Raw genomic sequence first — 9674 nt, 5'->3', positions numbered from 1 at the left:
CCCGTCACTGGTAAATTCTGGCGCATAAGAACCTCAAGGGTTGGCTGTTTTATTTTATTGTTTTCGGCATTAAGCCCAATTTCTTGAGCGTTACGATAAAGCTAGCATGGAAACGATAGGTGCAAGCAAGTTAAGGGTTGCATCGCGCATGTCAATCTAGGCTATACCCTAACTTGATGTCAGGCAGGGCCGCGCCGCTTCGTCAGTGTCATTTTCAGAAGACGACTGCACCAGTTGATTGGGCGTAATGGCTGTTGTGCAGCCAGCTCCTGACAGTTCAATATCAGAAGTGATCTGCACCAATCTCGACTATGCTCAATACTCGTGTGCACCAAAGCGAGGTGAGCATGGCGACGGACACCCCACGGATTCCAGAACAAGGCGTGGCCACTCTGCCTGATGAGGCTTGGGAGCGTGCGCGCCGTCGTGCGGAGATCATCAGTCCGTTGGCGCAGTCGGAGACGGTCGGGCACGAAGCGGCCGATATGGCGGCTCAGGCGCTGGGCTTGTCTCGGCGCCAGGTATACGTTCTGATCCGGCGTGCCCGGCAAGGCAGCGGCCTCGTGACGGATCTGGTGCCCGGCCAGTCCGGTGGAGGTAAAGGTAAGGGGCGCTTGCCGGAACCGGTCGAGCGCGTCATCCACGAGCTACTGCAAAAGCGGTTCCTGACCAAGCAGAAGCGCAGCCTAGCGGCCTTTCACCGCGAAGTCACTCAGGTGTGCAAGGCTCAAAAACTGCGAGTGCCGGCGCGCAATACCGTGGCCTTACGGATCGCTAGCCTTGACCCGCGCAAGGTCATCCGCCGGCGGGAAGGCCAGGATGCCGCTCGTGACCTACAAGGTGTGGGCGGCGAGCCTCCTGCCGTGACCGCGCCGCTGGAGCAGGTGCAGATAGACCATACGGTCATCGACCTGATCGTGGTCGATGACCGCGACCGGCAACCTATTGGCCGCCCGTACCTGACCCTCGCCATCGACGTGTTCACCCGCTGCGTGCTCGGCATGGTCGTCACGCTGGAAGCGCCGTCTGCCGTTTCGGTTGGCCTGTGCCTCGTGCATGTCGCCTGCGACAAGCGCCCTTGGCTGGAAGGACTGAACGTGGAAATGGATTGGCAGATGAGCGGCAAGCCCTTGCTGCTCTACCTAGACAACGCGGCCGAGTTCAAGAGCGAGGCCCTGCGCCGGGGTTGCGAGCAGCATGGCATCCGGCTGGACTATCGCCCGCTGGGACAGCCGCACTATGGCGGCATCGTGGAACGGATCATCGGCACGGCGATGCAGATGATTCACGACGAACTGCCGGGAACGACCTTCTCCAACCCTGACCAGCGCGGCGACTACGATTCCGAAAACAAGGCCGCCCTGACGCTGCGCGAGCTAGAGCGCTGGCTCACATTGGCGGTCGGCACCTACCACGGTTCGGTGCACAACGGCCTGCTCCAACCGCCGGCCGCGCGCTGGGCCGAGGCCGTGGCGCGTGTCGGCGTACCGGCCGTCGTCACACGCGCTACTTCGTTCCTGGTCGATTTTCTGCCGATCCTCCGGCGCACGCTGACCCGCACCGGCTTTGTCATCGACCACATCCACTACTACGCCGATGCGCTCAAGCCGTGGATTGCGCGGCGTGAACGCTGGCCGTCCTTTCTGATCCGGCGCGATCCGCGCGACATCAGCCGTATCTGGGTCCTGGAACCGGAGGGACAGCATTACCTGGAAATTCCCTACCGTACCTTGTCGCATCCGGCTGTCACCCTCTGGGAACAACGGCAGGCGCTGGCGAAACTGCGGCAGCAAGGGCGCGAACAGGTGGATGAGTCGGCGCTGTTCCGCATGATCGGCCAGATGCGTGAGATTGTGACCAGCGCGCAGAAGGCCACACGCAAGGCGCGGCGTGACGCGGATCGCCGCCAGCACCTCAAGACATCAGCTCGGCCGGACAAGCCCGTTCCGCCGGATACGGATATTGCCGACCCGCAGGCAGACAACTTGCCACCCGCCAAACCGTTCGACCAGATTGAGGAGTGGTAGCCGTGGACGAATATCCCATCATCGACCTGTCCCACCTGCTGCCGGCGGCCCAGGGCTTGGCCCGTCTTCCGGCGGACGAGCGCATCCAGCGCCTTCGCGCCGACCGCTGGATCGGCTATCCGCGCGCAGTCGAGGCGCTGAACCGGCTGGAAGCCCTTTATGCGTGGCCAAACAAGCAACGCATGCCCAACCTGCTGCTGGTTGGCCCGACCAACAATGGCAAGTCGATGATCGTCGAGAAGTTCCGCCGCACCCACCCGGCCAGCTCCGACGCCGACCAGGAGCACATCCCGGTGTTGGTCGTGCAGATGCCGTCCGAGCCGTCCGTGATCCGCTTCTACGTCGCGCTGCTCGCCGCGATGGGCGCGCCGCTGCGCCCACGCCCACGGTTGCCGGAAATGGAGCAACTGGCTCTGGCACTGCTGCGCAAGGTCGGCGTGCGCATGCTGGTGATCGACGAGCTGCACAACGTGCTGGCCGGCAACAGCGTCAACCGCCGGGAATTCCTCAACCTGCTGCGCTTCCTCGGCAACGAACTGCGCATCCCGTTGGTTGGGGTAGGCACGCGCGACGCCTACCTAGCCATCCGCTCCGATGACCAGTTGGAAAATCGCTTCGAGCCGATGATGCTGCCGGTATGGGAGGCCAACGACGATTGCTGCTCACTGCTGGCCAGCTTCGCCGCTTCGCTCCCGCTGCGCCGGCCTTCCCCAATTGCCACGCTGGACATGGCTCGCTACCTGCTCACACGCAGCGAGGGCACCATAGGGGAACTGGCGCACTTGCTGATGGCGGCGGCCATCGTCGCCGTGGAGAGCGGCGAGGAAGCGATCAACCATCGCACACTCAGCATGGCCTGTCGACAACCTCTCGCGCAACCAAGACATCGCGGTCGGACTGCAAGTGATCTTGAAGCCACGGGCCCGTCCCACCCCGACATGGACCTCGATGCCCGAACGGACGTTAGATTTCGAGTTCTAGGCGTTCTGCGATGAAGGTTGGATCCCAGCCGGGATTGAAAGTGTCGACGTGGGTGAATCCGAGCCGCTCGTATAGGCCACGCAGGTTCGGGTGGCAGTCGAGCCGCAGCTTGGCGCACCCCTGCGTTCGCGCGGCATGGCGGCAAGCCTCGATCAGCGCGGAGCTGACACCCCGGCCCGCATGTGTCCGTCGCACCGCGAGCTTGTGCAGATATGCGGCCTCCCCCTTGAGGGCGTCGGGCCAGAACTCGGGATCCTCGGCCGACAAGGTGCAACAGCCGACGATGCCGTCGCTGCAACTCGCGACTAGGAGCTCGGATCTCAGGACGAAGGTCTCCGCGAATGTCCGGTCGATCCGCGCGACGTCCCAGGCGGGCGTTCCCTTGGCGGACATCCACGCCGCAGCGTCGTGCATCAGCCGCACAACCTCGTCGATATCACCCGAGCAGGCGACCCGAACGTTCGGAGGCTCCTCGCTGTCCATTCGCTCCCCTGGCGCGGTATGAACCGCCGCCTCATAGTGCAGTTTGATCCTGACGAGCCCAGCATGTCTGCGCCCACCTTCGCGGAACCTGACCAGGGTCCGCTAGCGGGCGGCCGGAAGGTGAATGCTAGGCATGATCTAACCCTCGGTCTCTGGCGTCGCGACTGCGAAATTTCGCGAGGGTTTCCGAGAAGGTGATTGCGCTTCGCAGATCTCCAGGCGCGTGGGTGCGGACGTAGTCAGCGCCATTGCCGATCGCGTGAAGTTCCGCCGCAAGGCTCGCTGGACCCAGATCCTTTACAGGAAGGCCAACGGTGGCGCCCAAGAAGGATTTCCGCGACACCGAGACCAATAGCGGAAGCCCCAACGCCGACTTCAGCTTTTGAAGGTTCGACAGCACGTGCAGCGATGTTTCCGGTGCGGGGCTCAAGAAAAATCCCATCCCCGGATCGAGGATGAGCCGGTCGGCAGCGACCCCGCTCCGTCGCAAGGCGGAAACCCGCGCCTCGAAGAACCGCACAATCTCGTCGAGCGCGTCTTCGGGTCGAAGGTGACCGGTGCGGGTGGCGATGCCATCCCGCTGCGCTGAGTGCATAACCACCAGCCTGCAGTCCGCCTCAGCAATATCGGGATAGAGCGCAGGGTCAGGAAATCCTTGGATATCGTTCAGGTAGCCCACGCCGCGCTTGAGCGCATAGCGCTGGGTTTCCGGTTGGAAGCTGTCGATTGAAACACGGTGCATCTGATCGGACAGGGCGTCTAAGAGCGGCGCAATACGTCTGATCTCATCGGCCGGCGATACAGGCCTCGCGTCCGGATGGCTGGCGGCCGGTCCGACATCCACGACGTCTGATCCGACTCGCAGCATTTCGATCGCCGCGGTGACAGCGCCGGCGGGGTCTAGCCGCCGGCTCTCATCGAAGAAGGAGTCCTCGGTGAGATTCAGAATGCCGAACACCGTCACCATGGCGTCGGCCTCCGCAGCGACTTCCACGATGGGGATCGGGCGAGCAAAAAGGCAGCAATTATGAGCCCCATACCTACAAAGCCCCACGCATCAAGCTTTTGCCCATGAAGCAACCAGGCAATGGCTGTAATTATGACGACGCCGAGTCCCGACCAGACTGCATAAGCAACACCGACAGGGATGGATTTCAGAACCAGAGAAAGAAAATAAAATGCGATGCCATAACCGATTATGACAACGGCGGAAGGGGCAAGCTTAGTAAAGCCCTCGCTAGATTTTAATGCGGATGTTGCGATTACTTCGCCAACTATTGCGATAACAAGAAAAAGCCAGCCTTTCATGATATATCGCCTGAATTAAGCCGCGCCGCGAAGCGGCGTCGGCTTGAATGAACTGTTAGACATCATTGGCGTGGAGCCGAGCAGACTGGCGGCTTCGTGCTTCACAAAGTAAATGAACGCAGTCAACTGATCAGCGCGTGAGGCCAAGCAATCCATCCCTTGTCCAAGGTAAGCCTGCTGGGCTTCAAGCAGCACGGGCTGATGTTGGACGGGCAGGCGTTCCATTACCCAGTTGGCAGCTACATCCTTCGGCGCGATCTTGCCGGTTGCTGCGCTGTACCAAATGCGAGACAAGGTAAGCACTACATTCCGCTCGTCGCCTGCCCAATCCGGTTGTGAGTTCCATAGTTTCAAGGTGTCGGCCAGTGCTTTGAATAGATCGCTTTCCGGGACTGGGTTGAAGAAATCTTCCGCGGCCGAACCTGCCAAGGCAAGGCTGTGTTGCCTTGCTTTAGTTAGCAGAATAGCCAGATCAACATCGGTTGTCGCGGGCTCGAAGATGCCCGCAAGAATGTCCTTGCGCTGCCACTCCCCGAATTGCAGTTCCCGTCTGGCTGGATAACGCCAAGGAACAACATCGCCGTACACGACGATGGTAACTTCCAAGGCACGGAGAGCTTCACTTTGGCCGGGAGAAGCGGAAACTTCCAGGAAATCTACGAACAGAGCCTGCCGCACAGTCTCATCGAGCTGTGCAGTCACAGTAACCAGCAAATCAATATCACTGCATGGCTTCAGGCCACCGTCGAGTGCAGAGCCGTACAAATGCACGGCCAGCAACGTCGATCCCAGATGATGCTCGATGACGTTGAGTGCCTGTGATAGCTGTACCGAAATCTCGGCGGGCACTGCGTTGCTCATGATGTCTAACTCCCAATTTGTGTAGGGCTTATTATGCACGCTTAAAAATAATAAAAGCAGACTTGACCTGATAGTTTGGCTGTGAGCAATTATGTGCTTAGTGCATCTAACGCCTGAAATAAGCCGTGCCGCGAAGCGGCATCGGCTTGATTGAATTGTTAGACGGCAAACTCGAGCCAATACTTGTGCAGGCCAACAATATTAGACGAGCACAGCATGGGCATTGCCGCTTTGATCTTCTCCAGTGACCAATTCCACCACTCCATCTCCAGAAGCAATGAAATTTCCTCATCGGTGAAGCGTTTCTTAATCTTCTTAGCGGGATTGCCGCCAACGATAGCGTAAGGCTCCACATCTTTTGTCACCAACGAGCGGCTGCCTATCACCGCACCGTGCCCGATCTTGATTCCGGGCATGACCATTGCCTCAGAGCCGATCCAAACGTCATTGCCAATGACAGTATTACCTGCTTTTTGGAAGGCATCGAGTGCGCTTGAGAATGCAGGTTCTTCCTGCATATAAAAGAACGGGAAAGATGATGCCCAGTCGTACCGATGCCCCTGATTGCCAGCCATGATAAAGGAAGCCCCACTCCCGATAGAGCAGAAACTACCGATGATCAACTTATCAACGTCATCACGGTCCGGAAACAGATACCGTGCGCAGTCATCGAATGAGTGCCCATGATAGTAGCCAGAGTAATAGCTGTACCGCCCAACTTTGATATTGGGGTTCTTCACTTGCTCAGAAAGCAGCTTGCCTTTGAAGGGGCTATCAAAGTAGTTGGTCATAAGAGATCCCGCGGTCTGTGACTTTGCCGTCTAACGTAGAAGTAACCGGCGCTGCGCGGCTTTATCGCGCTGCGTCCGAGTTGACTGCCGGGTTGGGCGGCAACGCTTCGATAGAGCGAAGGATTGCCCGCACTATTGCCTCCCTTTTGAAAAGGTCATCCATCCTGTTTGGCGTATCAATATTCAGTGCGAAGAATACGGGGCCAGTCGGCCACTCAACCCATCCTACCCACCAACCCATGCGGCCTTCCCAGCCCGTCTTTGCGCGCAGTATCCAGTTGCGACCGGCTTCCACAATCATGAGGTCCTTGACCAAGCGCTGATGTTCTACCCGAAAGGGCAACTCGTTATGATAGAGCTTCCTGAGAAATGCAATCTGTTCTTGTGCCGCGATAGCAAGATTGCCATCTATCCAGTAATCGCCATTACTTGTCGAAGGATCGGCGTTGCCATAGTCGATTTGCTTCAAATAGCGTCGAGCCTTGTCTTCACCGATCTCTTTTGCAAATAGCTCATAAATCCAGACAGTAGAATTCCGCATTGCTGATCGCAAGTCTTGGTCTTGGTTGTGAGCTGCAAAGCTTCTTTTGATGCCGTCCCATCGGAAAACTTGAAACTCATCACGTGCAGCGCCTGCGTCAAGTGCAAAAAGTGTATGTGGAATCTTGAATGTCGAGGCCGGCGAGTAGCGTTTCTCTGACCGCACCTGATCAAAAACCAATATGACACGATCTGTTTGGCGTTCGTCTGCCACAACTATCGTGCCTTTGGCTTGAAATTCGCTGAAAAACTTCCGCCAGTCAGAACGTTCGCGCATGCCTTCTTGTGCATGCGCGAACGTGCCAAAAACAAAAGTGGAGAAAAGTATTGCGAAGATTCGGATTGCCATTAAGTTTTCCTTGACGCCCAACACCTGAATTAAGCCGCGCCGCGAAGCGGCGTCGGCTTGAATGAGTTGTTAGGCAACACCGCGCTTTCTCTCGAAGGCTTGTCGTGTTTGAACCATGTAAACCGCCGGCCCGTCAGGCGTGGTGATGATCTTCTCCCGCACGAATCCTGCCTTCTCATAGCAGCGTATGGCTCGATGGTTGTTCGGAGTCGGGTCGGTCTGAATCTTCGTCACGGTGGGGTCCGAGAACAGTAGTTCAACGAGAGCGCGGACAAGCCTTGTTCCTAGGCCTTTGTTCAACTGTGTCGGGTCAGCCAGAGACTGGTCTATTCCTCGCACTCCTGGATCAGTTTCATCTTCCCACCAGCCATCACCGCTTCCGAGCGCGACGTACGACTGAGCATAGCCGATCGGTTCCTCGCCCAGCATTGCGATGTACGGTGTTACGGACTCTTCCGCCATAGCTCTGGGCAGGTAGTGTTCCAGCACTTCATCAAGAGTCGGTCGCTCTTCGTCACCACCCCACCACTCAACGATGTGCGGCCGGTTGAGCCAATCATGGAGCATCGGCAGGTCGCGCTCGGTCATGAGGCGAAGAGTTATGGGGGGGGTGCTCGCGGACATGAAATGGTCGCTCTGTGCTGCCTAACGTTTGACATGAGAGGCGGCGCAAGGGCGTAGCCCTTGTGACGTCCTCTCGATGGAAGGGTTAGGCCACGCGTTCAAGCGCGGCAACAGGATAGATTTGTACAGAGCCCGGATGAGACTCGGACTCGACGGCATAGCCTTCTGGGGTTAGTTTTGTGCTGTACCAGCCGACAACTTGACCCTGCCAAGCGGCGCCAGATTTCTTGCGTACGCGATCTCCCAGGCCAAACGTGGCGCGGAATGGGAGCGCAAACTGGTCAGTAGCTGGAGAACTGACTTCCTTACTACTTTGATCCATACCTAACCTTTCTTGTGGATGCCTTGAGGGGATCTGGTGATCCATATCTACCATTTGACTGGGTGAGCGTTGGTTGCATCCGCGGTGAGCTGCCAGGAACTGCGGCGCTAGGCGTGGGAACTACAACTTTCTGCGCAGGCTAAGAAGTTCAAAGCGCCGACTCTCCCCTGCGGGGCCTAACTTTGTTTTAGGGCGACTGCCCTGCTGCGTAACATCGTTGCTGCTCCATAACATCAAACATCGACCCACGGCGTAACGCGCTTGCTGCTTGGATGCCCGAGGCATAGACTGTACAAAAAAACAGTCATAACAAGCCATGAAAACCGCCACTGCGCCGTTACCACCGCTGCGTTCGGTCAAGGTTCTGGACCAGTTGCGTGAGCGCATACGCTACTTGCATTACAGTTTACGAACCGAACAGGCTTATGTCAACTGGGTTCGTGCCTTCATCCGTTTCCACGGTGTGCGTCACCCGGCAACCTTGGGCAGCAGCGAAGTCGAGGCATTTCTGTCCTGGCTGGCGAACGAGCGCAAGGTTTCGGTCTCCACGCATCGTCAGGCATTGGCGGCCTTGCTGTTCTTCTACGGCAAGGTGCTGTGCACGGATCTGCCCTGGCTTCAGGAGATCGGAAGACCTCGGCCGTCGCGGCGCTTGCCGGTGGTGCTGACCCCGGATGAAGTGGTTCGCATCCTCGGTTTTCTGGAAGGCGAGCATCGTTTGTTCGCCCAGCTTCTGTATGGAACGGGCATGCGGATCAGTGAGGGTTTGCAACTGCGGGTCAAGGATCTGGATTTCGATCACGGCACGATCATCGTGCGGGAGGGCAAGGGCTCCAAGGATCGGGCCTTGATGTTACCCGAGAGCTTGGCACCCAGCCTGCGCGAGCAGCTGTCGCGTGCACGGGCATGGTGGCTGAAGGACCAGGCCGAGGGCCGCAGCGGCGTTGCGCTTCCCGACGCCCTTGAGCGGAAGTATCCGCGCGCCGGGCATTCCTGGCCGTGGTTCTGGGTTTTTGCGCAGCACACGCATTCGACCGATCCACGGAGCGGTGTCGTGCGTCGCCATCACATGTATGACCAGACCTTTCAGCGCGCCTTCAAACGTGCCGTAGAACAAGCAGGCATCACGAAGCCCGCCACACCGCACACCCTCCGCCACTCGTTCGCGACGGCCTTGCTCCGCAGCGGTTACGACATTCGAACCGTGCAGGATCTGCTCGGCCATTCCGACGTCTCTACGACGATGATTTACACGCATGTGCTGAAAGTTGGCGGTGCCGGAGTGCGCTCACCGCTTGATGCGCTGCCGCCCCTCACTAGTGAGAGGTAGGGCAGCGCAAGTCAATCCTGGCGGATTCACTACCCCTGCGCGAAGGCCATCGGTGCCG

At 58.5% G+C, this 9674-nt stretch carries 11 protein-coding genes; 3 read left to right on the top strand and 8 right to left on the bottom strand.

The window, feature by feature from the left end; all coding sequences use genetic code 11:
- The first annotated feature begins 347 nt into the window (after positions 1-347).
- Together VF684_RS12720 and VF684_RS12715 are read left to right on the top strand one after the other, a co-directional pair.
- Positions 348-2027, top strand: coding sequence for a Mu transposase C-terminal domain-containing protein (locus tag VF684_RS12720; protein ID WP_000179844.1), 1680 nt, complete (start codon positions 348-350; stop codon positions 2025-2027).
- A 2-nt stretch (positions 2028-2029) separates the two neighbouring features.
- Positions 2030-3022: a TniB family NTP-binding protein gene (locus tag VF684_RS12715; protein WP_001381192.1), complete on the top strand. Its 993-nt coding sequence runs from the start codon at positions 2030-2032 to the stop codon at positions 3020-3022.
- Here VF684_RS12715 and VF684_RS12710 read toward each other — a convergent pair.
- The 8 genes from VF684_RS12710 to dfrB form a co-directional block, all read right to left on the bottom strand.
- Complete coding sequence (locus tag VF684_RS12710; RefSeq protein ID WP_000376623.1) at positions 2991-3491, bottom strand: GNAT family N-acetyltransferase; 501 nt, start codon at positions 3489-3491, stop codon at positions 2991-2993. The genes VF684_RS12715 and VF684_RS12710 overlap by 32 nt on opposite strands.
- A gap of 127 nt (positions 3492-3618) precedes the next feature.
- On the bottom strand, positions 3619-4458 hold the full coding sequence (gene sul1 / locus VF684_RS12705; RefSeq protein ID WP_000259031.1) for a sulfonamide-resistant dihydropteroate synthase Sul1: 840 nt from the start codon (positions 4456-4458) through the stop codon (positions 3619-3621).
- A complete protein-coding gene (locus tag VF684_RS12700) occupies positions 4452-4799 on the bottom strand; it encodes a quaternary ammonium compound efflux SMR transporter QacE delta 1 (RefSeq protein WP_000679427.1) in 348 nt (115 codons plus the stop codon). Before VF684_RS12700 ends, sul1 begins: the two co-directional genes overlap by 7 nt.
- Before the next feature lie 15 nt (positions 4800-4814).
- On the bottom strand, positions 4815-5660 hold the full coding sequence (locus tag VF684_RS12695) for an AadA family aminoglycoside 3''-O-nucleotidyltransferase (protein WP_045898630.1): 846 nt from the start codon (positions 5658-5660) through the stop codon (positions 4815-4817).
- Positions 5661-5818: 158 nt separating this feature from the next.
- Positions 5819-6451, bottom strand: coding sequence for a type B-3 chloramphenicol O-acetyltransferase CatB3 (locus VF684_RS12690; protein WP_000186237.1), 633 nt, complete (start codon positions 6449-6451; stop codon positions 5819-5821).
- Positions 6452-6512: 61 nt separating this feature from the next.
- Positions 6513-7340: an OXA-2 family oxacillin-hydrolyzing class D beta-lactamase OXA-21 gene (locus tag VF684_RS12685; protein WP_014386432.1), complete on the bottom strand. Its 828-nt coding sequence runs from the start codon at positions 7338-7340 to the stop codon at positions 6513-6515.
- Between the two features lie 69 nt (positions 7341-7409).
- The gene (locus VF684_RS12680; protein ID WP_023622803.1) at positions 7410-7964 is read right to left on the bottom strand and encodes an aminoglycoside N-acetyltransferase AAC(6')-IIa; all 555 of its coding nucleotides are present in this window, start codon (positions 7962-7964) and stop codon (positions 7410-7412) included.
- Between the two features lie 85 nt (positions 7965-8049).
- Positions 8050-8286, bottom strand: coding sequence for a trimethoprim-resistant dihydrofolate reductase DfrB (gene dfrB / locus VF684_RS12675; protein WP_111901768.1), 237 nt, complete (start codon positions 8284-8286; stop codon positions 8050-8052).
- 316 nt (positions 8287-8602) lie between these two features.
- Between dfrB and intI1 the strand changes: the two genes are divergently transcribed.
- Positions 8603-9616 (top strand): class 1 integron integrase IntI1, encoded by a 1014-nt coding sequence (intI1, locus tag VF684_RS12670; protein WP_000845054.1) that lies wholly within the window; start codon positions 8603-8605, stop codon positions 9614-9616.
- The last annotated feature ends 58 nt before the right edge of the window (positions 9617-9674 follow it).

It is taken from the genome of Aeromonas sp. Lyrl_2 (assembly GCF_051948815.1).
Classification (GTDB): domain Bacteria; phylum Pseudomonadota; class Gammaproteobacteria; order Enterobacterales; family Aeromonadaceae; genus Aeromonas; species Aeromonas veronii.
The sequence above is the reverse complement of the archived record's forward strand: the minus strand, read 5'-3'. Positions and strand labels throughout refer to the sequence as shown.